The organism is Legionella lytica (assembly GCF_044626755.1).
Lineage (GTDB): Bacteria > Pseudomonadota > Gammaproteobacteria > Legionellales > Legionellaceae > Legionella > Legionella lytica_A.
Map to the genome: position 1 here is coordinate 1,708,960 of NZ_JBGORX010000001.1, position 26,616 is coordinate 1,735,575.

A 26,616-nucleotide genomic window follows, 5' to 3' on the forward strand; every position below is an offset into this window, starting at 1 on the left:
CCAAAATGAGCAATACTTGCTTCTGAATTAATCCCCCATAAAATTATGATCAAAATAAGACCTTTTCTAAAGTGGGCAGGTAGTAAATATAATTGTCTGGATAAAATTATCCCCTTTCTACCTCCCGGTAAGCGTTTAATTGAACCCTTCGCTGGCTCAGGGGTTATCTTTATGAATACAGCTTATTCGTCTTATGTATTAGCAGAAAGTAATTTGGATTTAGTGCATCTTTTTACCTATTTGCAGCAGGAAGGTGACGAATTTATTGAGTTGTGCCGCAACTATTTTATCCCTGAATTTAATTGCAAAGAAAAATATTATCCCTTCCGCGGCGAGTTTAATCAAGCGTCCTATTCCTCGCAACGAGCAGCTTTATTCCTATACCTAAATCGCCATGGCTATAATGGGCTTTGTCGTTATAACTCCCAAGGAATATATAACGTTCCCTTTGGGCTTTATACCCGACCGTATTTCCCCTGTAAAGAAATGCAACTGTTTCATGAAAAATGCCAAAGCACCCAATTTGTTCATCAGGATTTTCGACAAACGTTTGAGCAAGCAGAGCGCGGTGATGTAATTTACTGTGATCCACCTTATGTGCCGCTTTCAGAAAAAACAAAGCTCTTACCTTATAACCAAAAGCTATTTACTACAGAGGATCAAATTGAGTTGACTGAGTTGGCCAAAGAAACTGCGGCCAAAGGCATTCCGGTTATCTTATCCAATCATGATACCGAATTTACCCGCTATCATTACCGTAAAGCCCATATTAAAAGCTTTCCTGTATCGCGGTATATCAATTGTCGAACAGAATTACGCCGACCAGTTAAAGAGTTATTGGCTATTTTTAGTTAAGGGATAAAAGCATAGCCTGCTTGCTTGCAAGCAGGCTATGCTTTAATTAGCGGAATGATCTTTAATAAAGAACGCAAGAATAGTAACGAATAAAAGGGAAATCGGTAATATCGATAAGGCTACTTGATAGTCCACAACCGTATAAATGTGCTCACCGCCAACGATACCACTGTCACCAAAGGAATCTAATAACTTACCAACTAAGGGTTGGAAAACAACGCCTCCTAAAGTCACAATCATATTCGTCGCAGCAAAGACAGTACCTGATAACTGAGCCCCACTACATTCTTTAGCCATGATAAATACAATGATTTCTGTCGCACTAAATACACCATACAAGAACAATAGGATATTCAGTGACGTATAAGATAATCCAGGCATGTACAATACTAAGCTAATACAAATTAACGAAAGAATTGCTCCCACTACCAAAGGCAATAGTCTTCTTCCCGTACGGTCAGAAAGGTAACCTGCTATTGGGGCACCAACCGCCCAGCCTAAGAATACCGAAGATACGGTCCTCGCAGCCTCAAGTTTAGTTAAATGATGCGCCTGCTCTAAATAGGTCTTACCCCATAATTCCCCAAATACTGATAAGGAAGTATAAAGACAAGCCCCCACAAAACCAATTAACCATACCTCAGGAGCCATTAAAACTTTAAGAACATTATGGAAAAATTCAGGTAAAGGATGTTTATTGGATTGATGGCCTGTAGGCCCATCACGTATCACTAATAACATCAAAACACTCAAGCCAGAACCAATAATGGCGATGAACAATAAGACTTGTTCCCAACCAACACGTTGCGACCATTCAGTAATTTTTACTTCACCATAAACCAGCCCCAACATTCCAAGGGTAGTCATTAAGCCGGCGACCAGCGAAAAATAACGTCGGGGTAGCCAATGCAATGCTAAGGATAAAACTCCAACAAACGCAAAGGACGAGCCAAACCCAACTAAAAAGCGGCCGGCCCCAACTAAAAACATGGATGAAGTTAAAGTAAACATCCATGAGCCTACTGTACAGCAAATACATGCAAAGGTAAGCAACCTTCTAGGTCCGTATCTATCCATAAGCATCCCCACCGGCATTTGCATGGGTGAATATGCAAAATAGTAGAGTGCCGATATTTGGCCAAATGTAGTCGCTGAAATATGCCCCAGCGCAGTACTGAGTTCAGCCTGCAACACTCCTGGAATGATCCGCAGGATAAATTCATAACAATAGAACACTGCCCCAACAAAGCAGATGAACGAACCAAATATCAATTGTTTTTTAGCATTCATATTTATTTATCTACTACAGCGTAAGTTTCTCGTAAGAAGAACGTTAATAAGGCCGCAATAAAGATACCTAAAGGTATAACCGATAGTGCGAACTGATAATCAGCCACAGTGTACAACTTGTGGACGTTTTCTACAATAGCTCCGCTAGCTTCGGTTCGTGCTGAAAAACTAAAATCTAATAAATGTCCGACCAATGGTTGCAACAACATAGCCCCTAACATCACAATCATATTCGTAATTGCCATCGCCGTACCTGCAGCTTCACCAGGACTTAATTCGCGCCCCACAGCAAATACAATTGCTTGTGCACTATACAATAAACCTAATAAAAACATTAAGATTTGTACGTTAGTTTCGGTTAAACCAGGAACATACAAAATAATTAACATCATGATCATGGCACCAGTAGCACCAATAAGCATGGGGAACTTTCTACGCTCAAAGCGATCTGAAATATAACCCATCAATGGGGCTCCGATGGTGAAACCAAGGAACAGCAATGAGTTGGCTAGACCTGCTGCATGAGGAGATAAACCGTGAGCGTGTCTTAAATAAGGAATACCCCATAATTCAGCAAAAACAGTCGTTGGCAGATAAACTAAACAACCATACAGACCGTTAACCCAAATTTGCTTGTTACGAGCAATAATTGCTAAATCAGTAAAGCCTTTTTTGAAAGAAGAAACCGTTCCGCTTTGTCTATGACGTCCTTTCTTATCTTGAATACCTGCCCACAAGATGAACGTTAAAACAATACCGAAAGCGGCAGTCGTATTAAGTGTTCTCACCCAACCTAACTTTTCTACAAAAATCTCTAAGAAGTTATCACCGAGCATCGCACCAATAGTACCTAATGCTGCCGTCATTCCTGAAACCATGGCTAAGCGATTTTCAGGTAACCAAATCGTTGCCAGCTTTAATACACCCACAAAAGCAAATGCCGAGCCTAGACCGACTAAGAAACGACCTGAAGCAGCCACCCAGAAATTTGCAGTTCCTGTGAACAGGAAAGTACCAAGTACGCAAATAACACAGGCTAGAGTTAATAAACGACGGGGACCATAACGGTCAAGCAACAAACCCACAGGTAATTGCATAGGAACATAGGCATAATAATAAATAGAAGAAATATGGCCAAAACCTGTCGCCGATAAATCAAAGTGCGTACGTAAAGACGATTCCATCGCGCTAGGCGCAATTCTTAGTAAATATTCATAACTGTAGAATATTGCCCCAAGAGCACAAATAAACCACCCCATGAGGGTGTAATTCTTACGATTCTCAGAAAGCAAAGTCATCTCCTTAACTATTGGGTTAAGTAAAAGCGTGCGCCCCAAAACAGCCACGCCTTTTCTTTATATTAACTCCAAGGTTTTATCCCAGGTACAGCAAAGTACTTCGTTGATTAAGCAGAACGCTTCATCCTGTAAATCTCATACTGCAGCCAGGATAACTACCAAGAAGTTACCGTTATTTTAAATAATGATTATTTTTGACTCACACCGCTAGCAATTGCCGCTTGAGCAACAGCTGCAGGAACTCGCTCTTTTAAACGAGGATCAATGGGCTTAGGAATAATGTAATTAGGCCCAAATTCCCAATCTGTAACGCCTGGGTAATTATCCTTCACTACCTGGGGAACCGGCTCATGCACCAATTGGCGTATTGCCTCAACTGCAGCAATTTGCATAGCTTGGTTAATGCATGTTGCGCGCACATCCAGTGCACCACGGAAAATATATGGAAAACATAACACATTATTTACCTGATTAGGATAGTCACTACGACCCGTTGCAATGATTACATCATTACGTACTTGATGAGCAACCTCCGGTCTTATTTCCGGATCAGGATTTGATAAAGCAAAAATAACAGCATTAGGGGCCATTAAATTTAATAAATCGCCATCTAATAAATTAGGTTTGGCAACACCGATGAATACATCCGCATCAACCAAAGCATCCGCTAACGTACGGCATGATGTAGTACGGGAAAAAGCAAATTTATAAGGATTAAGATCGGTACGCTCTGAATGAATAACACCTTTGGTATCCAAAAGCGTCATATTTTCTTTATTTGCTCCCAAAGCAGCAAGTAAACGCATGGATGCAATACCTGCAGCCCCTGCTCCAATACATACAATTTTTGCATCAGACAAAGTTTTCTTTTGTAAATCTAATGCATTTAACAAGCCTGCAGCAACAACAATGGCAGTCCCATGTTGATCATCATGAAATACAGGAATGTTTAACTGCTCAATTAACGCTTGTTCGATTTCAAAGCACTCTGGGGCTTTAAGGTCTTCCAAGTTAATTCCACCAAAGGTAGGAGCAATGTTTTTTGCAGTAGCAATAAATGCTTGGGGGTCATGGGCATCAATTTCAATATCAAATACATCGATATCCGCAAAACGCTTAAATAAAACCGCTTTGCCTTCCATTACCGGCTTACTGGCAAGAGGACCCAAGTCACCCAAACCAAGTACCGCGGTACCATTAGTCATTACAGCAACTAAATTACCTTTATTAGTATAACGATAAGCAGCTTCAGGATTTTCTGCTATAGCCAATACAGGGGCGGCTACGCCTGGTGTATAGGCCAAAGATAAATCATGCTGAGAGTTAGTTGGCTTAGTTAGGTGAACACTAAGTTTTCCTGGAATGGGAAACTCGTGATAATCCAATGCTGACTGTTTTAAAACTTCATTATCCAAGGTACTTACTCTCTTAAATAAAAACCAATACAAAATAGGGTTTACTCAATACTCCAGCCATTATCGAGTTGTCACGACTATTCCGAAAGATGAGTTAAAGCAGCAAGACTAGCTACTGAACTTCTAGTTTCCGGGGAGGAAGTCGCGGAGGAAACACGAATTGAGAGGAGATTTGAGCGTCAAAGCCCTGACAACTTAACAAAAAACTACCATGATGATAATAATTTTTCAATAAGTTAAATTAAATGCGCGCAAAAAATGCGCGCTTTACAACTATTCTTTTGATGCAGCCGCAGCAGCACGTTGGCTGTAACGATCACGGAACTTCTGAACACGACCACCAGTATCAACTAACTTTTGCTTTCCAGTATAGAAAGGATGGCATTGTGAACAAACTTCAATGCTTAAATCTTTACATAAAGTTGAACGAGTCTCAAAGGTCTCGCCACAGCTACAAGTAACCTTAACAACTTCATAATTTGGATGAATCGTTGCTTTCATAATACTACTCTCTTATAGTTCAAATGAATATCGCCACCTGGACCCTATTGCCAAGCACCATATTCTATACAAATGACGCGAAACAATAGCAGAAAAACTTTGGTAAAGCAATTTTTTCTAGTATTGGCTCGCATGGGAACGGTGCCCAATCATTTACTATAGCATAGAAATGTATTTGTGCAGGGGATTGGGCTAATACAGGTAGGTTACTTCCACATGGACTAGCACGCTACTGCGCGAGTATATTATTGTCCTATCCCCGCCACATCCAACTCAACCCAAGCGGGTGCATGATCCGAGGGCCTTTCCGCTTTACGGGGTTCGACATCAATATTCGAACTTCGACACACTGCATTCAAGCTCTGATTTAACAAAACATGGTCAATACGTAAGCCTCTATTACGCCTAAAACCCGCAGCACGATAATCCCACCAGCTGAATGTTTTTTCGGGTTGTTCAAAATTTCTAAAACTGTCATGTAAACCAAGTGCTAACAATCCAACAAAAGCTTCTCGCTCTGGGGGGCTTACCAATACGCAACCTTCCCATTCCACTGGGTCATGTACATCGCGGTCTTCTGGTGCAATATTAAAATCCCCTACTACCGCAACGTGCGAATACGTACTTAATTGTTGCTGAATAAAAGTAGTTACTTTCTGTAACCAATTTAATTTATATTCGTATTTATCCGAGGTGAGTTCAGAACCATTAGGCACATATAAATTAATTAAACGTATGCCGGCAACCGTTACCGCTAGAATACGTCGTTGCGGATCGTCTAAATCGGGAATATCCGTTATTACCTCGGTAATAGGATAGCGACTAATTACAGCAACACCGTTATAGGTTTTTTGCCCAGCAAACACAACATGGTACCCCATTTCGGTAAATGAGGACTCTGGGAAGTTTTCATCAGTTAATTTGGTTTCCTGCACCGCCAAAACATCCATCTGTGAGGAATCCATCCAGGCCAGTACCTGTTCTAGCCTGATTTTTAGTGAGTTGACATTCCAACTGGCTAATTTAAGCATGCCAATCTCCTTTGTATTCAATCATGAATGGTGCATGATCGGACAACCGAGCTTCACGAAATATGCGGCTATCAACCACACTTTCCGTTAACCCTGGGGTAATCACCTGGTAATCGATCCTCCACCCAACATTCTTTTCCCAAGCTCTACTACGGTAGGACCACCACGTATATTGTTCCTCTTCCTGGTTGTGTACCCGAAACGCATCCACAAAGCCCATGGAACCAAATAATTCATCCATCCAAGCACGCTCTTCGGGTAAAAATCCAGAGTTTTTCTGGTTCGAGCGCCAGTTCTTTAAATCAATTTTTTTATGGGCAATATTGTAATCCCCACAAATAATCAATTCACGTCCTTCATTTTTTAACTGCATTAAGTGCTTTGCAAATTGCTCCAAAAACGCGTATTTAACTTCCTGACGCCCATCACCACTGGTCCCTGAAGGCAGATAAAGGGAAATTATGCTTAATTTAGGATAATCAAATTGAATATAACGTCCTTCATTATCGCAATAATCATAACCAATGCCTTTGACGACGCGAGTGGGTCTATGACGAGCATAAATCGCCACCCCACTGTAGCCTTTTTTTTCGGCTGAATAATAATCACAGAAGTAATCACGGGGGAAAAACTGTTCTTCGGGTACTAACTGTTCTACATGAGCCTTAGTTTCTTGAATGCAGACAAAATCAGCATTTTGAGCAGCCAACCACTCGTAAAACCCATTTCGTGCAGCGGCACGAATACCATTGGCATTAAAACAAATTACTTTCATCTTATTTACTCATTTTAAGAGCGGCCTGTGCCAAGCGCTCACCTAAATTCTTAGCCAATGTAATTTCATCCTCGCTCAGAGCACGATCATTAGCCACACCAGAAACATGAGTTACCCCATAAGGAGTTCCACCCGTCGTTGTATTGTTTAGTGATGGTTCGGAGTAAGGCACACCTAAGAGAACCATCCCCTGATGTAATAAGGGTAGCATCATACTCAATAAGGTGCTTTCCTGCCCCCCGTGCATGCTTGCGGATGAAGAAAAAACACAAGCAGGTTTATCAATTAAATCTCCGGCTAACCATAAAGAGGAAGTGCTATCGAGAAAATATTTCAAGGGAGCAGCCATATTACCAAAACGGGTGGGACTACCTAAGGCCAATCCCTGACAGTGACGCAGATCATCTAAAGTTGCGTAAGGTGCCCCGCTATCAGGAACCGGACTATCAACGGCTTCACAGGTGGTGGACACTGGAGGAACGGTTCTTAAGCGTGCTTCAATTCCAGAAGCTCGCTCAACTCCGCGGGCAATATATTGAGCTAACTGAGCCACGGAGCCAGTTCGTGAATAGTACAATATGAGAATATAAGGATCAGACATCAATAACTCCATGATTTTCTTCTAGGAGGTGGATCATACATTAGAATGGGAATGAGTAAACAAAGAATTCACGCCTGTTTGCTCACTGCATTCGCAATGACGGCATTAGAGTTTAAATTAAAATTTGTGCTTAAGCGATTAGCTCGTCATTGTGAAGAACAAAGTGGCGAAGCAACCAAGAATTACGGGGCACAGAATTCTGGGTTGCTTCCCTTTATTCGAAATGACGGCAATTGTTCATGCCAATAAGCAAGAATTGCTTGAACATTAAAGAATATAACGTGCTAAATCCTCGTCAGCAACTAATTGACCTAGGTTCTTATCAACGTATGCTTTATCCACGTGCACTGATTCGCCTGATTTATCAGTAGCTTCAAAAGAAACCACTTCTAACAAACGCTCCATTACCGTATATAAGCGACGAGCACCAATATTTTCCATACGCTCATTAACCTGCCATGCAACCTCAGCAATGCGGCGAATTCCAGATTCATCAAAACTTAACGTCAAGCCTTCAGTTGCCATCAATGCCGTATATTGCAATGTTAATGAAGCAGTGGGCTCAGTAAGAATACGCACAAAGTCATCAACTGATAATGCAGACAGTTCTACACGAATCGGTAAACGTCCTTGCAACTCAGCAATTAAATCAGAAGGCTTCGCTACGTGGAATGCACCCGAAGCGATAAAGAGAATATGATCGGATTTAATCATTCCGTATTTGGTCGATACCGTGGTGCCCTCTACTAAAGGTAGAAGATCCCTTTGCACCCCTTCACGTGAAACATCACCGCCACCGCTTTCTGAGCGCTTAGCGACCTTATCTAATTCATCGATAAAGACAATACCATTTTGCTCCACGCTCTCAATAGCACGAATTTTAATATCATCTTCATTAATTAGTTTAGTTGCCTCTTCTTCACGCAACAGTTTCATTGCCTTACCAATCATCATTTTCCGTGTTTTGGTACGGTGAGTTCCTACTTGTTGAAACATCGACTGTAACTGGCTCGTCATTTCTTCCATACCTGGAGGTGCCATAATTTCGATACCAACAGGAGTTGACGAGACTTCAATTTCAATTTCATTTTCATCCAATAAGCCTTCGCGTAATTGCTTACGGAATACTTGTCGAGCAGTAGAGTCTTTTTCATTTGGAGTTAAACTACCACGAGCCGGTGGTAATAGAACATCAAGAATACGTTCTTCAGCTGCTTCTTCAGCCAAGTGTTCGACTTTTTTCATTGCTAATTCACGTTCTTGCTTAATCGCAATATCCGCCAAATCACGCAAAATTGAATCAACATCGCGCCCCACATAGCCTACCTCAGTAAACTTAGTCGCTTCAACTTTAATAAAGGGTGCATGAGCTAACTTAGCCAAACGGCGCGCAATTTCAGTCTTTCCTACCCCGGTAGGGCCAATCATCAAAATGTTTTTCGGCATAATTTCATTACGCAAAGTTGCATCTTGAATCTTCATACGGCGCCAACGGTTACGTAATGCAATTGCTACCGCTCTTTTGGCATCATCTTGCCCAATAATGTGCTTATCTAATTCTTGAACGATCTCGCGCGGAGTCATTACCATACTATTATTTGCTGACATTGTTTAACTCTTCTATGGTTAAATTGTTGTTGGTATAAATACAAATCTCACCGGCAATAGTCAGTGCTTTACGGACGATATCTACAGCAGATAATTCAGTATTTTGCATTAAGGCACGCGCAGCAGCTTGAGCAAATGGACCACCAGAACCAATCGCAATCAAACTCTCTTCAGGCTCAATGACATCACCATTACCCGTAATAATCAAAGAAGACTTACTGTCAGCGACCGCGAGCACGGCCTCCAGGCGTCGTAACATTCTATCGGTTCGCCAATCTTTAGCTAGTTCAACCGCAGCACGCACCAGATGCCCCTGATGCATTTCCAACTTGCTTTCAAAACGTTCAAAAAGCGTGAATGCATCCGCAGTACCTCCAGCAAAACCGGCAATGACCTGATCTTTGTAAAGACGGCGAACCTTGCGCGCATTCCCTTTCATCACGGTATTACCCAAAGTAACCTGACCATCTCCACCAATAACGACCTGGTTCCCACGCCTTACTGAAAGAATGGTTGTCCCACGAAACTGTTCCAAAATAAAATCCTCGAATTTAGGTTAACTATACGTTGGCATGCCATCCCCACTTGCGCGGGAATGACAAAAATACTTAAGACATAAATGGGGATGAAAAAGAAAAAAACAATGGGATTAAATTAAAAAAGATAGGCCATGAGGTAAGCTATCCAATCCCAAATGTTGAGCAATACTCTGGCCAATGTCCGCGAAAGTATCGCGACGACCAATAGGCCGTCCTTTTAAGCTAGGCCCATAAACCAGAACCGGAATATGTTCGCGGGTATGATCAGAACCAGGACGGGTTGGATCACAACCATGGTCTGCGGCAATAACAACTAAATCATCTGGTTGTAATAAAGCATCTAATTCTGGCAAGCGTGCATCAAATTCTTCAAGAGCATGTGCATAACCAATCACATCACGACGATGTCCATAAGAAGAATCAAAATCGACGAAATTGGTGAAGACTAAACTCCCTTGCGGGGCTGTTTTCATCGCCTCTAAAGTCGCATCAAACAAGGCCATATTACCATCAGCTTTGATTGTTTGTGTTACGCCCTGATGTGCATAAATATCCGCAATTTTACCTATGGCAATAACTTCTTGACCTGCATCTTTTAAATAGTCAAGTAAGGTTTTTGCAGGAGGTAAGGTTGCGTAATCTTTGCGATTAGCAGTGCGCTTAAAAGAGCCCGGACTGCCGATAAACGGGCGCGCAATAACACGGCCAATTTGATATTCATCAACTAATTCGCGGGCTATCTCGCAAATCTCATATAGACGCTCTAGACCAAAGCTTTCTTCATGCGCTGCGATTTGAAATACGCTATCCGCGGAGGTATATACAATGGGTTTGCCCGTACGCACATGCTCTTCGCCGAGTTCATCGAGAATCGTAGTTCCGGAAGCATGCTTCTCGCCCAAAACGCCAGGAAGACCGGTACGTTGAATGAAGGCATCAATTAATTGCTTAGGGAAACAAGAGGGTTGGTCAGGAAAATAGCCCCAATCAAAGGTTACAGGGACACCCGCAATCTCCCAATGCCCGCTGGGGGTATCTTTACCTAAGCTCTGTTCAACGGCATAGCCATAATAACCAATTGGGTCTGCAAAGGTCGAGAGCTCAACAAACCTTAATCCAGAACTAGCAAGTGCTGCATGATAAAGACCTAATTTAGCTAAATTAGGCAATGTTAATGGGCCATGGCGTAAGCCCGCTTTATCGCACCCACCCTGCTCGCAGGTTTCATGGATATGCACAAAAGTATTCGCGCCTTCATCACCATAACGTGCGGCATCAAGGCTTGCCCCAATACCAAAAGAATCCATAAGTAAAATACAAACTCGTCCAGCCATGCTTATTCCTCAATTTGTTGACAACGTGTTTCTTTTAAACCAAATAGCATGAGAAACGCAATTAATAAACCAATTGGTAAAATAATTGCGGCATGTTGATAGGCATTTAATGAATAAACTGGGGCACCGTTTACCAAGTGCATCCCACTATGATTGATTAATAAATTGCTAAAAATGTTTTGATAAACAATGTAACCGCCTTGAGTCAAAATGGAAACCACACTCACAGCAGTTGCGGTCATTGCCGGAGAACTGCTTTCAGCCACTAAAGCATAGCTAATCACTTGAGTGGAGGTGAATAATCCCAAGAAGAAAAATAAGACGATCATGGTACCAAAAGATACGGGGGCGTAAAGAATAACTAATAAAGTGAGCAAGGACACCAGAACACCTACTTTCATAGGCAAAACGCGTAATCCCACTTTATCGGAGATCCATCCAGCTAAAGGAGAACCAATAATCGCGCCTAAAAAAAGCATCGTATTAATAATTGACGCCTGCTCTCCGCTAATTTCCAAACGTTGCTGCAGGTATAAAGAACCCATCATCGCCCCAAACACAGCAATCGCCATGTTCATTAAGCTTGCATAAAATGCAGCACGGATGTACTGAGGATTAAGATAAGCTTTCTTGGCGGCGGTCATTACATCCATAGCAGGCGCAGACTTTTTAACTGCCACCTGAGGTCTTTCTTTAACCCAGAAAAACATCACCACCAGCATGGCAAATCCTAAAATCCCTACATCTTGCACTGCTTGACGCCATCCCACCAAACTGACCAATTTAGCTAAAGGATACTGAGCCAACATACCACCAGCCATTGCCATCGTCACAATAGCTCCTGTTACTAAAGCCATACGTTTAGGGGGAAACCAGTGAGATGCCAAACGCACAGGGCCTAAAAAGCAAAAGGCACTACCAATACCCGTGATAAAACGAGAAAGTAGGGCAATGGCAAAAGAATGAGAGTGAGCTAATAAAAAGGTACTGGCAACACATAAAAACATCGCGACGAGTAACGTATTTTTAATCGAAAATCGATCTAGGACCATTCCCGCTACAAAGAGAAAAAGCACATTAGATACATAGTAAATACTGGATAACCAAGCCATTTTATCGGCTTGAATTTGGTAGTCTTGCATGATGGTTTCCGCGAGGGAAGCAAACATGTTTCCTTGGATAAACTCATAAAAAAAGAATAATGTGGCAGCAAAACATACCATCCAGGGTAGGAATGATGATTTTGCGTCATCATATCCTTGAAATTCATCCACCATGTGCATTTTTACTCCTCAGAATTTAACGCTTGCAATACGTCTCACGGGTTAATAATACGGCGATTAGTGCCGCAACCGCAGTTATGGGAAACATCCACATAGCAAATTGAAAATCAGCAACCGTATACGTGGTTGCTGCATTTGCATGATGAGCCATTAACGAGCCAAATAATACTTGTCCTATGCCGGCACCACCCATAATAATTACTGAGGCAATTCCTGTAGAGGCGCCGGTAGTGTCTGCAGAATTACTTTCTGCAATTAAAGGATATGAAATGACTTGCGTGCTGGTAAAAAAGCCCAGCGCAAAAAAGATAATACTTAAGGTCAGCTGAGAAAGAGCGATATTTAAAAACAAGGGAAGTACGGTCAATAAGGTAGCCAGTGCACCAATAATCATTAACGGTTTACGTCGACCCTGTGAATCAGACAACCAACCAGCCAAGGGGCAACCAACCACACTGCCCATCAAAATTAAACTGACTACATTACTCGCCGCCATTTCAGGCAATTGATGAACCACTTGCAGATAACTGGCACCCCATAAGGCACACAACACCATAATCGGCAAATTCAAAAAGGACGTGTATAATCCTGCCAACCAATTTTGAGAGTTGGATAAGGCATTCATAAAGGGTGCCAGGATATTCCCTTCATTACTCTGTGTTTTCGACGGAGCATCATGAGGCCTATCTTGCACAATCCAGTAAATCCATAGCCATATAGCAATACCCACAGCACCATCAATAAGCAAGGCCTGGCGCCAGCCAAAGAGCTCATTAAGGTATGCAAATGGAGTATGCGCCATCATGCCGCCAATAAAGGCCATGGTAACTAAAGACCCAACAACTAAAGCTTGTCGTCGAGGTGGAAACCAGCGAGCAACTAGCACGACACAGGATAAGAAACAAAAGGCATTACCGACTCCAGAAAGGAAATGGAAGAATGAAGCCAGAATAAATGAGTGCGTGAGAGCAAAACCAACCGTGCCAAAAATGCAGACCAGCATAGCGGATAAAATAACGGTGCGAGTAGAAAAGCGGTCTAAGATGACGCCGGCGGGAAGAAGAAATAATATGTCAGCCCATAAATAAGCACTAGACATCCAGCTTAATTGCGTCGCATCAATGTTGAAATCATTACGCAAGGGCTGATTAATGACGTCAAAAATATTGAGCTGAAAAAACTCGTATAAAAAAAACAGTCCGGCGGAAAGGCATACAACCCAAGCCATCAGATCACCACGAGGTACAAAAGTTCTCGAATCCATTGCTACAGAATGCGACACAAATACTCCTCACATTATGGCTTAAAAATTGCGCAATAGTATAACAAAATTCAAATCAAATTGGTATCTTTATATGTAACGAAGCAACGCTCTGCAAGCTCAAAGCCCTGCCCTGACTAGCACTTACTTAAACCAAACATCCATCGCACCCCACCTCCAACGGCTTTCTGTTGGAAGTGGATTCTGCATGTATTTATCTAAAAAATGTAATAATTCATTAAGTTAAGTCCGATTACGAACAGTGTACTCCTGCTGCACTACGCAACAATACTAAAGACTGTCCATTACTAACAATTTTCTCTACTTCTTGCATACGTGCTAACAAATCAGGCTCTATTTGCGATATTTTTTTGGGGCTAACCACAATATAATTTTCCTGATTGTTGGCAAGTAACTTGCAAAGTTGCTTATGCTTAAAAACAGAATCAACCTTCCCTCCAGCATAAAACTGAGCAGAATATTCCGTTTTATAATCCCAATAAATAAGTTTGCTGTTAGTTGCAGGATTTTGCGCTTGCCATGCCGCTACAACTGCTTTTTGTGTTTTAGAAACGACTTCCGGAACGGTATTAAATGCAAGGGTAGCGGCTAAAAACAGCATCCCGCAACTTAAGGATAAACCGAGCACTAATTTCTTAGCACGTAACATCGCTCCAGCCCTGACCCAATACTCAGTGAAAAACAAAGCAAAGGCGGGTAGTGAAGGAAATACATAGGTGTAAATAATATTGCTAGAAAAAGTAAAAAATAATAAGGGAACTACGGTACATAAAAATAGGAACCCTAGCCATCCATCTTCATCACGAAATAAAGAAGGCAAGGTTTTGCGATAGCTTACAAACCAAGTAGCACCAAGCAATCCCCAGGGAAAACTACCTACTGCAGCAAAAACCCAGATCATTCCCCAATGCTCTTTATGGGCATAGCCGTATTTATCGCCAGTCCATCCCGGTGTAACAAAGCGGTGAAAATGCTCTCCCGCAATAAAGTATTTTAAAAAACCTGGGGTACGCATTTCAGCTAAGATATACCAAGGAAGTGCAATGGCTAAGACCAGAAGAGTTCCTTTGAACCACGGTAATCTCTTCCATAAATTACACCATTGGTTGCGCACTACAACCCAACAAAAAATGGGCATCCCGGCTAATACTGTAGCAACAGGACCTTTTGCTAATAAACCCAACCCCACCCCTACGAAAAAGGCATAGGACCAGAGTTTGTGATCATCAACCACTGCACGCCAAAAAGCAACCAAAACCAGGGTGGTGCAAAAAATTAAAGCCGGATCCGTCATTACGGTTCCCGCATCCAAAAAGAAATACAGCGTGCCGGCAAGAATCAGAGCCGTTAAGGTGGCCACGGTATGGCCGCTATGTTTCTTGGCTAGATCCCAGACTAACCATAAGGTTCCGATAGATAACAACAACCCAGGTAAGCGTACTGCAAGCTCATTCACGCCAAAGAGCTTCATGGATAAAGCAGAAAGCCAAGTAGACAAAGGGGGTTTAGCCCAAAAGGGAACTCCATAATCATGGAGTAAGGTGACCCAATTTCCCGTTTCCAGCATTTTACGTGCAATTTCAGCGTAACGCGCTTCAGAAACATCATTAAGCGGAATAAAATACATGGAAATAACACGACAGATTAGCAGGAAAGACAAGACAAATAATGCATGATTAAAAAATTGCCTTTGCAATAGTTTATCGGTTTCTATATTCAAAACTGCCCCCCACTCGATAGTGCATAGTAGTCAAAATAACTGATCTACAAAAAAATTTTACCATAAAATGCTATTTGCATTTCCTTTAGCGTAAACCAGAAGAAAAGTAAATAGCCTCTGAAAGAATGAAGGAGAATATTACCCGTTATTAAAATTAATACAAATTTTTTTCATAATTTTTTCTGTTTTATGGAGTAAAATTCTTTCTTTTTTGATCAATAAATAACTGTATTTATTGTACTTTTTGTAAATGTATAATTTGTATAATGAAAAGACATGACGAGCGGTTTAGTTTAGTTTACACTGGGTACCTGTAAGATAAACTTACATGACTTTTAATGGATTTTGGGAGAAAAACATGACGTTTAAGTTAAAAACTTTGAAGGAATTAAAAGATCATTTCAACAGTACAAAGGAACAGGTACTAAATTACGAATCGGCCTTAGCTTTTGATAAACTCGATGAATCAAAAATGCGTTCGGCCATGAAACTACTGGAGGCTGTTTTACTGAAGATAGAAGAACAAATTAACATTTTAGCTAAGGATAGAGATGTAAAAATCGCTAGAATAAATGAAAAGCTAAAAGTAGAAATTGACAAAACAAAGCATAACGATGGCGAAAAACCCAAATACACTCCCAGCAAACTCAACGATGAAGCTGAAAAAGTAAAAAAACTAGTCGAAGAGAAGTTTAACGAAAAAGTAGAATGTCAAATAATGGCATACTACGGAGCTATGTTAATTGCTCAACAAGATATTAGTGGGATTAAGCGTAACCGCGCCTACAAACTCGTCTCCGCGCTAGCTGAAGCTATTGGCATAGATAAGTTTACTGCTATTGAGAACCAACCAAGTGCGAATGACTACGAAGCGTTTTATGTATCGTTCAATGTAGCAATGCACACTCACCTCTTCCCTGCTACTGGTGCACGTAAAGGTTTTAAAGAAGAACATATGCTGTCCGCCTTACCTAAAGAAGATCTAGAAAGGATCCTCACCAAGGCTTATGAATGTGAAAAAAATGCACGTATGGCTGTAGTTGGTGGTCTCACTGCCGAAGGAAAGAGTGTAATTAATCTTTCAGCGTATACAGTTCCGGAAGAAATGGAAACTCCTGCCTCCGCGACAGAGCGATTCAAATCTTTTGAAGAACTAAAGAAAAATCTCAACTCAATAATAGTTGAAGAGTTAAACGACAAAAAGAAGGGAACTGTCAATGAGATAGAATCTCGCGCCCCCCAACTTAATTTCCTAAAAAAACTAGGCGACCTAGTGGAAAGTTTAACCATTAAGGATACAGAAAAAACTGCTATTCTGGCAGGGGCAATGTATTTGGTCCGTAGACAAATTCAAAAAAGCTACGAAGAGAGTATCATTCACTGCATGCGTTCTCCGGATAATTCTATAGTCCATAAAGCATTCGGCGGCTTACTTGATGCAGCAAACATATCTTCTCATGATCATGAAGCTTTATTGCAGGCAGCAAATAATTTTATTCGCTACGCTACCCTGGAAAACAAAAATCCTGAACAAAAAACATCTACTGTAAAAGTAATCAATCAAGCTCATTCATTTACCGAGATTGAAGGATTTAATTTACCAGCAATACTGAATTTGTTCTTTGAAACGATTTGTTCTTGTCGTGACAACGCATGCAAGCAAATGTTTATTGCGATGAAAAGAAGTGAACAAGTGGAACAACCGACAAGTTCGGGTACAAGTTATTTGGCTTCTTTGGCGTCGTACGCTACTAGTGGCGTTCGTCTGTTTAGATTTACTGATAGCAAAAAAGCAGACATCCCAGATACAGCGAGCACTGATAGCCTACCTTTAGATGCCCCCTCGACCAGCTTACACCAATAAATAAGTCGTTCGTTTTCTGAGTAGTCGCTGTTTGGGGACTACTCATATTTCATTTAACATGCTGTCCCTGTTTTACCCTTTAGATTAAGTTCTTAAATTTTGTTACAATGCCGCTTTCTTTAATATTGTTGTATCTTGCACTAATGAAAATTAAATTAATAATTAAAAATATAATTCCCGCTTTGATGCTTTTTTCAGTCCTCCCCACAGTAAGTTTTGCACAGCCTTCAATGCAAACCTCAGCTGATGAGTCTAAAAAACTAAGCAGCCATAAGGCACCACATTCCACCAAAAAGCTCATCTCAATTACCATCGATGATTTGCCCTTTGTTGGCGAATATCGAAACTTTCATTTAAATATGATGATTGAAACCATGAATAAACAGCGGGTCCCCGCCACAGGCTTTATTATTGCCGGTGAGGTACGTAAAGATAACTGGGAAATCTTGCGTAAGTTTCGTGATGCGGGTTTTGGCTTAGGTAATCATACCTTAACACATGCCAATCTTGGCCGACTTGGAACGAAAGAGGCGATTCGTGAAATTGGTGAAGCTGATGCGATTCTATCCCCTGTGTTAACAGAGCCTAAATATTTCCGTTATCCTTATTTATCAATGAGCTCCGGACAAAAGAAAGAGGCTATACTTTGTTTTCTCGCGAAAAAGAATTACCAAGTAGCCCCCATCACCGTAGATTCTAAAGACTTTGTCTTCAACCAAAGATTACTCGCGGTGCCTGAGTTAAATCGACGCGCTTACCTTGAAGAGTTAAAACCATTTTATTTGGATTTTATTTGGCAACAAACTTTACGTGCTGAAGAGAATCACCACAATCAGCAAGCGCAGATTTTATTAATTCACGCGAATCTGCTTAATGCCTATGTATTACCGGATATTATTAAGTTATATAAAGAAAATGGCTATACTTTTGTCAGCCTGGAGCGCGCATTGAAAACGTTTAAATCATCAATGCACTGCTCCAAGCCCCAGCTTCACCCCCAACCCCAACCTAAACTTGGGAAAAATACCAAGGATATTGACGCCTTTGTTGCTTGGGATTAACGCTATATTAAAAACACTGAGGGTAGGCTGGGCTGTAAGCCCAGCATCGGACCTCATAGAAATGTGATGCACATAAAATTAATTACCTAAACACCCCTATCTATGGTACAATTACTCATATTTTATTCACATTGCCCCATTAAAACACGATTTGAACTATCTCTCCATTTTTATTTAAGGAAATACCATGAGTTTTACATCCTTAGGTTTAATCGAACCTTTGCTGCGCGCCATTAATGAATCCGGATACACCGAGCCCTCCCCTATTCAAGCGCAATCCATTCCCGCCATTTTACGTGGCCATGACCTTCTTGCCTCGGCACAAACAGGAACAGGTAAAACCGCAAGTTTCGTATTGCCTATTTTACAAAAACTCCACGATCAACCCCGAGCCAAAGGCAATCATGCTAAAGTATTAATTCTCACCCCTACTCGTGAACTCGCAGCCCAAGTACATGACAGTGTGAAGCAATATGGCGGTTATACGCCTCTACGTTCTACCGTAGTTTTTGGTGGGGTAAAAATTAATCCGCAAATGATAAAACTTCGCAGTGGTGTTGAAATTTTAGTAGCCACCCCCGGTCGTTTATTGGATCTGCATCAGCAACGAGCCATCCAATTCAATGAAATAAAAACCCTGGTTTTAGATGAAGCTGATCGCATGTTAGACATGGGATTTATCCATGACATCAAACGTATCATTAGCCTGCTGCCAAGAAACCGCCAGAATTTATTATTTTCCGCCACCTTCTCTGATGGTATTCGTGCCTTAGCGAAAGGATTGCTAAACAGTCCCGTGGAAATTGATGTATCGCCGCGTAATACGACTGCCATTAAAATCAAACAAACCGTACACCCAGTCGATAAGGGCCGTAAGGCAGCCTTGTTAAGCCATTTAATTCATAAAAATAAATGGGGACAAACCTTAGTTTTTGCCAAAACCAAACACGGTGCAAATAAACTGGTAAAACAATTGTCTGAAGAACATATCTATGCGGCAGCCATTCATGGCAATAAATCACAATCGCAACGAACTAAAGCTTTAGCGGATTTTAAATCAGGTGAATTACATATCCTGGTCGCGACAGACATTGCTGCGCGCGGTATTGATATTGACCAACTGCCTTGTGTTGTCAATTTTGATTTGCCACAGGTAGCAGAAGACTACGTGCATCGTATCGGCCGTACAGGTCGTGCCGGAGCATCTGGCATGGCGGTCTCTCTAGTTTGCGCTGATGAAGTTGGGCAATTACAAGCAATTGAAAAATTAATTAAATCCAAGTTAGATCGTATTGAGATTGATGATTTTGAACCCAATCATCGTCTTCCTAGTTCCTCATTGCCAACACCACTGAGAAAAGGTCCTCCGAAAAATAGAAAGCCATTTTCCGAAAACAATAAAAAGGCAGAAAAAAAGCGATTCGGAAAAAATACGAGCAAATAATGGATAAAAAGTGACTCTTATGGTAAAATTCGCGCCTTTTTTAACATATCTCATTGATAAAAGGCGCTTTTTATGCACTCGAAGTTTGAAAAACATTTATCCACACCACCAAGTAAAAATGATTGTTTTCGCTCCAATAACTCAAAAAAAATAACCTTCGACTACGAATATTCTATTCATTCGCTAGCTACTTTAGGAGAATTATTAGTAGCAAAGAAAAAAGCGGACGAAACGCCTGATTTACGCTACTTGGTTGATATAGAGGGAGAAGCATGGTTTGCTAGAGAATCGCACTCTAATGCGCCAATCGCTCCTGCTCATTATAAAATGACCGGTTCCCCTCGAAATGCCGCCTATTGTAAAACCGCTGGTAATCTATTTTTTAGTGATGACTATTCCACCTTAATCAAACTTAATAATAAAAGTGGTGATTTCCGCCCCTCAATAAATTCCATTAAATGGATTTTAGCAATTCTTGTTTTCAATGAGAGTCGCCTTCCCTTTTCTCTACCTGAAGTCCTGGAGATCGAAGAGCAAGGCCATAATGGCAAAGTACTACGAACTCACTACTGCCCGATTGCCGATATTAAACAATGGTTAGAAACTTTTAAGGAAGATACTGAGCTAACCCAAAGTTTGCAAAAGCAAAACTCTGGGACAAAACAAGCATCCTACTCAAGAGAAGGAGGTAGTCTCTTCGCTGATGCGGGTAAAGAAAACCGGGTTCCACCTAATGGAAAGAGATCAAGAAAGCTACTATTTGAAGATGCAGCTCCATCTGACGGGGTAGCAAGAAATCTAGGATTTGAAGATGCAGCTCCATCTGACGGGGTAGCAAGAAATCTAGGATTTGGGGATGCGGCTCCATCTGATGGGGTAGCAAAAAAGCTAGGATTTGGGGATGCGGCTCCATCTGATGGGGTAGCAAGAAAGCTAGGATTTGGGGATGCGGCTCCATCTGATGGGGTAGCAAGAAAGCTAGGATTTGGGGATGCGGCTCCATCTGATGGGGTAACAAGAAAGCTAGGATTTGGGGATGCGACTCCATCTGATGGGGTAGCAAGAAATCTAGGATTTGGGGATGCGGCCCCATCTGATGGGGTAGCAAGAAATCTAGGATTTGCTGATGAAGTCCCTGAATCCAGTACGTCATTTGAGTTACCACAAAAAGCCCGCTATGGAACATTAAAAAATTCGCCATACCCTCTATTTGCACCGAGAAGACCCGCACTCCACCAACAAGAGCTGCTCGCTCCTCGAGTGCCTATAGAGCCAGACCCAACCTCACCGCCACGGAAAAAAACTAAACTTTCCCGTGTTAGAGTCACTAGCCCTATAATTTTTGAGTCCAGTGAATTAGATGCCGAAGAGCCGAGCCCCTCTTCTACCCCATACATCTCCTTTAAAGAGTATTTTTCTTAAGCGTTAAGCCACTGGATACGTCATCCTGAACGCAGAGAAGGATCTCCTGGATATGGCATAAGTTTTATGAAGTAGTATAATGCTCTATTCAGAAGATCCTTCGTCGCAAACACCTCGGGATGACGTAGTTTCCACTAGGCTTAAGGAGGTAATTTGCATTCACACAAAGCCTCAGGCTTTACTTTAATCGAGCTATTAATCGTCTTATGCCTCTTGGCAAGCTTTGCCATCATGGCTTATCCCTCCTATCTCGCTTTTCTCCTAAAAACTCATCGTGTAGATGCATGGACCAGCTTAACCCAAGAACAAATAGCACTTGAGGCCTGTTATGCACAAAACCATTCCTACACCAAAGACTGCGAGCACTTAGCCCGCTATCCGCATAGCTCATCTCAAGGCTATTATCTGCTTCACTTAAGAAAACCAAGCAATGCAGCATACACCCTTAGAGCAATAGCCCACGGCAACCAAATAAAAGACCAGCATTGTACGGAATTTTTAATTAATCAACACAATAAGAAAATAGCTACTAATGCTGAGGGGCTAGTGCAAAATGATTGTTGGCAACCGTAAATAAAATTTCCTTTACAGGTCCTTGTGAATTTCCTACTATGCATGCTGGATAGTCCAACACTGAACAATTTAAATGGAAATTTTTTGCTTTTTCCTCGGCATTCTGTATACCTATACCTTTAATTTATATTTACCTGTAATTACCTTACTGCTGTTTTACCTTAGCCCAAGATACTCACTCATTCTTTTTTTCCTTTTAGGTTTGTGCTTCGCCTGGATTCATCAATGGTTCATTATTCCCACTGGACTTCCCAAGAGCGCGGTAATTCAACAGGGCAGTATTCAAGGGAGGATCGCATCAATCCCGCAGCAAAATCCACATAAAACACAATTTCTCTTTGAATTAGAACAATTCAATCACCATCCAGCTCAAGGCTTAGTACAATTAGCCTGGTACACGAAAGCTCCGCTATTAAAGGTCGGACAACATTGGCAATTTTCAGTAAAACTAAAAAAACCACGCAATTTTCTTAATCCTGGTAGTGCCGACTATGTGACCTCGCTTAACAAACGCCACATTATATGGACTGGTTATATCCGTGCTCGAGGTGCGCAATTAATTAAAGAAAAAACTACAGGCTTTGACTGGGTAGAACTCCGTGCTTCACTCGGAGATAAATTGACCCAGTTAGCTCCCGGTCAAACTACAGCAGGAATTATCGAGGCCCTAACCTTAAATTTAACACGACACATTAGCCAGGAATCCTGGGAACTCTTCCGACGTACAGGTACCATCCATTTATTTGGAATATCCGGCGAACATATAGCCCTCATATCCGGGCTCATTTATTGGCTTAGCCGCTGGTTATGGTCGCGCAGTTCTAAAGCCTGCCTTTACATTCCCGCCCCCTATATTGCCAGTTGTTGTAGTTTGCTCATTGCTTTATTTTATGCTTTTTTAGCAGGATTTGAGCCGCCCGTACAACGTGCGTTAATCGGTTGCTTTTTTTACACTCTTTGCAGTATGGGCAAACAACGTTTCACTCCTTGGCAAATATGGCGCTATGCCCTCTTCCTGGTACTTTGTATCGAGCCACATGCAGTATTTATGCAAGGATTTTATTTTTCTTTCCTCGCTGTATCGTGCTTATTTTTAACCCAACAACGTTGGCGACTCAAAAATTATAAAAGTATTCTTGCCATCCAATTAAGTTGTTTAATTGGTTTAATGCCACTCACTTTGCATTGGTATGCTTATGGCTCAATCAATGGTTTTTTAGCGAACTTATTTGCCATCCCTTTAGTAGGTTTTGTTATTGTCCCCCTCGCCTTAATAACCATGCTGTTTAGTGCATCTTCTTGGGCAGAATTACTCATGTATCCTTTATCTTGGTCCATTAGCTTTTTATTAAAGGGATTACATTGGACTGAGCAATTAGCAGCAATTAATATTAGTTACTCATTGCATTCTATTGAACTCACCCTAGCCTTAATGGGAGCCTTGCTCATGTGGGTTTTATTACCCATTCCTCCTTTTCGCTGGTTTGCGTGCTTATGGTTACTGATTCCTCTATTTCCTCCTCGTGCAAACATTCAGGCTGGTGAGGCATGGATTGATGTTTTAGACGTAGGCCAAGGGCTCGCCGTGAGTATTCGTACTCAAAATCATACATTGCTCTATGATACCGGAGATCGTTTTTTTCAAGGCAGCGACCTAGGAAAAATGGTCGTTTTACCCTATCTTGACCACTTAAGCATCAAAAGCCTCGACACTATTGTTATCAGTCATCCAGATAAAGATCATCGCGGCGGACTGCAATCAATTGAAACAGCAATTCCAGTAAAACAACTCCTGGTTAATGAACCGCGCTACTACCGGCATGGGGTAAAGTGTCATAACTTTCCTGAATGGCAATGGGATCAAGTACATTTTCGTTTTTTACCCATTAATACCCGCTTTAAAAACAAAAATAATAATTCCTGTATCCTGCAGGTCGCCAGCACCAATAGCCGTGTATTATTAGCAGGAGATGTCGAAAAAGAAGCAGAAGACTATTTGGTAACAACCTATGGTGCTCAACTGGCATCCGAAGTATTAATCGTCCCTCATCATGGCAGTAAAACCTCATCGTCCTACCGCTTTTTATTGGAAGTTGCTCCCCATTATGCCATCGCATCCCTAGGCTTTGACAATCGTTTTCACTTTCCTCACAGCAAAACCTTAATCAGTATGAATAATTTAAACATTCCTTTATACCGAACCGATGAATGTGGCATGACCCAGTTTATCTTGCCGGCTCAAGGCAGTATGAAACCGCCAAGCTGCTTTAGTGGTATCCATACAAAATAAAAGCAATTTTGCCCATGAAAGTAGAAATGTAAATAAACCCTGGACTATAATTTTCAAAACAATATTTAGGATCTAATGATATGCCTCCAAGCACTGATGACTCGCTAACTAAACCAGAGCTGAACATCTCTTCTTCGCCTTATCCTAAGTCGGATCATTGCAATGGCAGCCTTTTCTTCAATCCTGGACTCAAGACGACCAAAAGTTTGGGCCAAGTATGGAGAATGTTTCGCGAGCGTAGAGGCAAAAATCCCTGGCCCAGCTTTGTGGAAAATAAAGCAATCCCAGAACTTGCAGAACAATTGAAAAACGATGAGGTAGCAATTACTTACGTCAATCATGCCAGTCATCTGATTCAATTACATAATATGAATATTTTGACGGATCCGGTCTTTGCCAAAAGAGCAGGTCCAATGTCATTATTAGGCCCTAAACGAGTGCGTAAGCCTGGTATTGAGCTAGAGGAGTTACCTACCATTCATGTAGTGCTTATTAGCCATAATCATTACGACCATATGGATTTAGCCGCACTCAAAAAATTACAGCAAAAGTTTCAACCCTTATTTATCGTTCCCTTGGGTAATCGCAAATACCTAAAAGCAAAATACTTTCCTAAAGTCATTGAGCTGGATTGGTGGGAAACCCACACATTATCGAAGATGCATGCGATTACTTTAGTTCCAGCACAACATTGGTCCATGCGCACATTTAAAGATACCAATACCGCACTGTGGGGTGGGTTTTGGATTCAATGTGATGCCTTAAAGGTTTATTTCTGTGGCGATTCAGGCTATGGCTCTCACTTCAAATTGATTCAAGAACGTTTAGGAGCTCCGGACATTAGCATATTGCCTATTGGCTCTTATGAGCCACGCTGGTTTATGCAAGACCATCATATGAACCCTGAAGAAGCTATATTGGCTAGTATTGATTTAAAAAGTAGCTTAAGCATCGCAACCCATCATCAGACGTTCCGCTTATCCATGGAAAAAATCAATGACCCTGTAATTAATCTAAACCGCCGCTTAATTGCCCATGGGCTCACTACCCAAGAGTTCATGGCCCCGGAAACCGGCGAAACCGTTAAATATTGCAAAAGCCGTAAGCTTGATCCAACGAGTCCGGTAAACTAACGTAGTCCCTATTACACGATGATAAGACGGCTACATATACAGCATGTTTTCACATCCTGAACCTGGTGAGGGCTCTCAGGAAGATCCCTCACTACGTTCGAGATAATTAACTTGCTGCTTCTACATTAGCACTATTTAAACTCCCCGTATTCCTTCTCAATTCAAAAATACGGTATAAATTTAACGGCAATAACAATGAATGCAAAAGAAAAATGGGATGCAAGTCACTCCCAAGAGCATAGAGAATAAATGCAACATTGGAGCTAATTGCAATTAAACGTAATGTTAAAATATTCTTAACATAAAACGTTGCAAAAACTAAGAAAGAAGCAACATATCCTATCAGTTCGATCATTGAGTCCATTTCAATACCCTCACTCTTAGAATCCTCAAGATCCAACATACACCTAGTAAGATAAGCCTGCAAGCGCTTCACCTGATTGTGGGTCTTAAATCTTTCATTTAAATCAACTCTAAAGCAAATCGCCGAAAGATTGTTATCTTTGAGCTGCGATATTAAAAGAAATGGGAAAAATGGTCTTAGTGAAAGAAAAGAGGTAACTACTTTATAATACCTTATGTTTATAAAAACCATTATTGATTTCAAAATGAGCAGCCTATTGAAGGAGTATTGGTAGCAGATAGAACTTCGGGAGCCAGGCCTTGCTTTTTGGTCGAAGGAAGGCCTCTTTGAGACCCTGGTAGTATAATCCGGTAAACTTGCTCTGTCTCAGCGAAAGCAGTTAACCATCTACTCAGCAAATGGTTTCATTCTACTCTGGTATCTTTCTTCTGCTTCTATTTCTAATTTTGCCAAAGAATCTTGAGCTTTAAACCAGGAAAACCATCCTGTTTTCGGAGCACTAACCACGTCATCTCTCAATTTCTGATTAGCTGCATCAATAATTTTGACACTGTCATTAACAGAGCATCCGCTGATAAAAGAAAAAATGTGAAAGTATATTTCTGCTGGAATTTTTCCCTCTATCACTAGTTGCTGCCCTTTAAATGCCCAGACATTTGCGGCTGTGGATAAATACCCTATTGCTTGGTCAAAATTGAGACTCTTCTCTCTCATCAGTTGATTTATTTTTGCTGCCCTCTTTATTAGTGGCTCTAAATGATGAAGGATATACTCTTCTATAATGGGTTCGCTTAAGTTTTCATCGTAAGTAAATTCCCTTAACTTCAATAAATCAATAACATACTCTTCTACAATACACTTTCTTAGTTCCTGAGCATCAGTACAACTCATTAACTGCAATAGATTCGCCTCATTGATATACCCTCCTAATGC

24 protein-coding genes are annotated in these 26,616 nt (G+C 41.3%); 9 read left to right on the forward strand and 15 right to left on the reverse strand.

Annotated features, from left to right (window positions below; genetic code table 11):
- Window positions 1-45: 45 nt before the first annotated feature.
- Entirely contained in the window at window positions 46-855 is an 810-nt protein-coding gene (locus ACD661_RS07200; protein WP_400187149.1) for a DNA adenine methylase, read from the forward strand.
- 42 nt (window positions 856-897) lie between these two features.
- Here the strand turns inward: ACD661_RS07200 and ACD661_RS07205 are convergent, their stop codons facing one another.
- The 7 genes from ACD661_RS07205 to wrbA form a co-directional block, all read right to left on the reverse strand.
- Complete coding sequence (locus ACD661_RS07205) at window positions 898-2,145, reverse strand: MFS transporter (protein WP_400187150.1); 1,248 nt, start codon at window positions 2,143-2,145, stop codon at window positions 898-900.
- A gap of 2 nt (window positions 2,146-2,147) precedes the next feature.
- The gene (locus ACD661_RS07210; protein ID WP_400187151.1) at window positions 2,148-3,437 is read right to left on the reverse strand and encodes an MFS transporter; all 1,290 of its coding nucleotides are present in this window, start codon (window positions 3,435-3,437) and stop codon (window positions 2,148-2,150) included.
- A 194-nt stretch (window positions 3,438-3,631) separates the two neighbouring features.
- Entirely contained in the window at window positions 3,632-4,858 is a 1,227-nt protein-coding gene (locus tag ACD661_RS07215) for a malic enzyme-like NAD(P)-binding protein (RefSeq protein ID WP_400187152.1), read from the reverse strand.
- A gap of 273 nt (window positions 4,859-5,131) precedes the next feature.
- Window positions 5,132-5,359 (reverse strand): 50S ribosomal protein L31, encoded by a 228-nt coding sequence (gene rpmE, locus ACD661_RS07220; protein ID WP_400187153.1) that lies wholly within the window; start codon window positions 5,357-5,359, stop codon window positions 5,132-5,134.
- A gap of 245 nt (window positions 5,360-5,604) precedes the next feature.
- The gene (gene xth / locus ACD661_RS07225; RefSeq protein WP_400187154.1) at window positions 5,605-6,390 is read right to left on the reverse strand and encodes an exodeoxyribonuclease III; all 786 of its coding nucleotides are present in this window, start codon (window positions 6,388-6,390) and stop codon (window positions 5,605-5,607) included.
- Window positions 6,383-7,165 (reverse strand): exodeoxyribonuclease III, encoded by a 783-nt coding sequence (locus ACD661_RS07230; RefSeq protein WP_400187155.1) that lies wholly within the window; start codon window positions 7,163-7,165, stop codon window positions 6,383-6,385. The genes xth and ACD661_RS07230 overlap by 8 nt, the downstream gene beginning before the upstream one ends.
- A 1-nt stretch (window position 7,166) precedes the next feature.
- Window positions 7,167-7,766 (reverse strand): NAD(P)H:quinone oxidoreductase, encoded by a 600-nt coding sequence (gene wrbA, locus ACD661_RS07235; RefSeq protein ID WP_400187156.1) that lies wholly within the window; start codon window positions 7,764-7,766, stop codon window positions 7,167-7,169.
- A gap of 51 nt (window positions 7,767-7,817) precedes the next feature.
- On the opposite strand from wrbA, the gene ACD661_RS07240 reads away from it, so the two are divergent.
- On the forward strand, window positions 7,818-8,015 hold the full coding sequence (locus ACD661_RS07240) for a hypothetical protein (protein WP_400187157.1): 198 nt from the start codon (window positions 7,818-7,820) through the stop codon (window positions 8,013-8,015).
- Window positions 8,016-8,033: 18 nt separating this feature from the next.
- Here the strand turns inward: ACD661_RS07240 and hslU are convergent, their stop codons facing one another.
- The 6 genes from hslU to ACD661_RS07270 form a co-directional block, all read right to left on the reverse strand.
- Window positions 8,034-9,356, reverse strand: coding sequence for an ATP-dependent protease ATPase subunit HslU (hslU, locus tag ACD661_RS07245; protein WP_400187241.1), 1,323 nt, complete (start codon window positions 9,354-9,356; stop codon window positions 8,034-8,036).
- 4 nt (window positions 9,357-9,360) lie between these two features.
- Window positions 9,361-9,909 carry an ATP-dependent protease subunit HslV gene (hslV, locus tag ACD661_RS07250; protein ID WP_133135901.1) on the reverse strand — a complete coding sequence of 183 codons (549 nt, stop codon included), beginning with the start codon at window positions 9,907-9,909 and terminating at the stop codon, window positions 9,361-9,363.
- Between the two features lie 114 nt (window positions 9,910-10,023).
- The gene (locus ACD661_RS07255) at window positions 10,024-11,247 is read right to left on the reverse strand and encodes a phosphopentomutase (RefSeq protein ID WP_400187158.1); all 1,224 of its coding nucleotides are present in this window, start codon (window positions 11,245-11,247) and stop codon (window positions 10,024-10,026) included.
- A 2-nt stretch (window positions 11,248-11,249) separates the two neighbouring features.
- The gene (locus ACD661_RS07260) at window positions 11,250-12,530 is read right to left on the reverse strand and encodes an MFS transporter (RefSeq protein ID WP_400187159.1); all 1,281 of its coding nucleotides are present in this window, start codon (window positions 12,528-12,530) and stop codon (window positions 11,250-11,252) included.
- Between the two features lie 16 nt (window positions 12,531-12,546).
- The gene (locus ACD661_RS07265; RefSeq protein ID WP_472975192.1) at window positions 12,547-13,812 is read right to left on the reverse strand and encodes an MFS transporter; all 1,266 of its coding nucleotides are present in this window, start codon (window positions 13,810-13,812) and stop codon (window positions 12,547-12,549) included.
- A 232-nt stretch (window positions 13,813-14,044) separates the two neighbouring features.
- Window positions 14,045-15,532 carry an ArnT family glycosyltransferase gene (locus ACD661_RS07270; protein WP_400187160.1) on the reverse strand — a complete coding sequence of 496 codons (1,488 nt, stop codon included), beginning with the start codon at window positions 15,530-15,532 and terminating at the stop codon, window positions 14,045-14,047.
- 358 nt (window positions 15,533-15,890) lie between these two features.
- Between ACD661_RS07270 and ACD661_RS07275 the strand changes: the two genes are divergently transcribed.
- The 7 genes from ACD661_RS07275 to ACD661_RS07305 all read left to right on the forward strand — a co-directional run bounded on the left by ACD661_RS07275 (window position 15,891) and on the right by ACD661_RS07305 (window position 25,319).
- A complete protein-coding gene (locus tag ACD661_RS07275; RefSeq protein ID WP_400187161.1) occupies window positions 15,891-17,396 on the forward strand; it encodes a hypothetical protein in 1,506 nt (501 codons plus the stop codon).
- Window positions 17,397-17,626: 230 nt separating this feature from the next.
- Entirely contained in the window at window positions 17,627-18,457 is an 831-nt protein-coding gene (locus ACD661_RS07280; protein WP_400187243.1) for a polysaccharide deacetylase family protein, read from the forward strand.
- Window positions 18,458-18,644: 187 nt separating this feature from the next.
- The gene (locus tag ACD661_RS07285) at window positions 18,645-19,901 is read left to right on the forward strand and encodes a DEAD/DEAH box helicase (RefSeq protein ID WP_400187162.1); all 1,257 of its coding nucleotides are present in this window, start codon (window positions 18,645-18,647) and stop codon (window positions 19,899-19,901) included.
- Window positions 19,902-19,973: 72 nt separating this feature from the next.
- Window positions 19,974-21,323, forward strand: coding sequence for a hypothetical protein (locus ACD661_RS07290; protein WP_400187163.1), 1,350 nt, complete (start codon window positions 19,974-19,976; stop codon window positions 21,321-21,323).
- A 153-nt stretch (window positions 21,324-21,476) separates the two neighbouring features.
- Window positions 21,477-21,896 carry a type IV pilin protein gene (locus ACD661_RS07295; RefSeq protein WP_400187164.1) on the forward strand — a complete coding sequence of 140 codons (420 nt, stop codon included), beginning with the start codon at window positions 21,477-21,479 and terminating at the stop codon, window positions 21,894-21,896.
- Between the two features lie 73 nt (window positions 21,897-21,969).
- On the forward strand, window positions 21,970-24,186 hold the full coding sequence (locus ACD661_RS07300) for a DNA internalization-related competence protein ComEC/Rec2 (protein ID WP_400187165.1): 2,217 nt from the start codon (window positions 21,970-21,972) through the stop codon (window positions 24,184-24,186).
- A gap of 80 nt (window positions 24,187-24,266) precedes the next feature.
- Window positions 24,267-25,319, forward strand: a complete 1,053-nt coding sequence (locus ACD661_RS07305) for an MBL fold metallo-hydrolase (protein ID WP_400187166.1) — start codon at window positions 24,267-24,269, stop codon at window positions 25,317-25,319.
- Window positions 25,320-25,425: 106 nt separating this feature from the next.
- On the opposite strand, the gene ACD661_RS07310 is transcribed toward ACD661_RS07305, so the two are convergent.
- Window positions 25,426-25,683 (reverse strand): hypothetical protein, encoded by a 258-nt coding sequence (locus ACD661_RS07310; RefSeq protein ID WP_400187244.1) that lies wholly within the window; start codon window positions 25,681-25,683, stop codon window positions 25,426-25,428.
- Window positions 25,684-26,070: 387 nt separating this feature from the next.
- Entirely contained in the window at window positions 26,071-26,583 is a 513-nt protein-coding gene (locus ACD661_RS07315; protein ID WP_400187167.1) for a hypothetical protein, read from the reverse strand.
- Window positions 26,584-26,616: the final 33 nt, after the last annotated feature.

Coding starts and splice junctions, on each gene's coding strand:
- ACD661_RS07200 (WP_400187149.1), top strand. CDS start 46: ATGATCAAAATAAGACCTTTTCTAAAGTGGGCAGGTAGTAAATATAAT.
- ACD661_RS07300 (WP_400187165.1), top strand. CDS start 21,970: ATGGAAATTTTTTGCTTTTTCCTCGGCATTCTGTATACCTATACCTTT.
- ACD661_RS07275 (WP_400187161.1), top strand. CDS start 15,891: ATGACGTTTAAGTTAAAAACTTTGAAGGAATTAAAAGATCATTTCAAC.
- ACD661_RS07310 (WP_400187244.1), bottom strand. CDS start 25,683: ATGGACTCAATGATCGAACTGATAGGATATGTTGCTTCTTTCTTAGTT.
- wrbA (WP_400187156.1), bottom strand. CDS start 7,766: ATGTCTGATCCTTATATTCTCATATTGTACTATTCACGAACTGGCTCC.
- ACD661_RS07230 (WP_400187155.1), bottom strand. CDS start 7,165: ATGAAAGTAATTTGTTTTAATGCCAATGGTATTCGTGCCGCTGCACGA.
- rpmE (WP_400187153.1), bottom strand. CDS start 5,359: ATGAAAGCAACGATTCATCCAAATTATGAAGTTGTTAAGGTTACTTGT.
- ACD661_RS07285 (WP_400187162.1), top strand. CDS start 18,645: ATGAGTTTTACATCCTTAGGTTTAATCGAACCTTTGCTGCGCGCCATT.
- ACD661_RS07255 (WP_400187158.1), bottom strand. CDS start 11,247: ATGGCTGGACGAGTTTGTATTTTACTTATGGATTCTTTTGGTATTGGG.
- ACD661_RS07240 (WP_400187157.1), top strand. CDS start 7,818: ATGAGTAAACAAAGAATTCACGCCTGTTTGCTCACTGCATTCGCAATG.
- ACD661_RS07260 (WP_400187159.1), bottom strand. CDS start 12,530: ATGCACATGGTGGATGAATTTCAAGGATATGATGACGCAAAATCATCA.
- ACD661_RS07305 (WP_400187166.1), top strand. CDS start 24,267: ATGCCTCCAAGCACTGATGACTCGCTAACTAAACCAGAGCTGAACATC.
- ACD661_RS07280 (WP_400187243.1), top strand. CDS start 17,627: ATGCAAACCTCAGCTGATGAGTCTAAAAAACTAAGCAGCCATAAGGCA.
- xth (WP_400187154.1), bottom strand. CDS start 6,390: ATGCTTAAATTAGCCAGTTGGAATGTCAACTCACTAAAAATCAGGCTA.
- ACD661_RS07290 (WP_400187163.1), top strand. CDS start 19,974: ATGCACTCGAAGTTTGAAAAACATTTATCCACACCACCAAGTAAAAAT.
- hslU (WP_400187241.1), bottom strand. CDS start 9,356: ATGGTAATGACTCCGCGCGAGATCGTTCAAGAATTAGATAAGCACATT.
- ACD661_RS07205 (WP_400187150.1), bottom strand. CDS start 2,145: ATGAATGCTAAAAAACAATTGATATTTGGTTCGTTCATCTGCTTTGTT.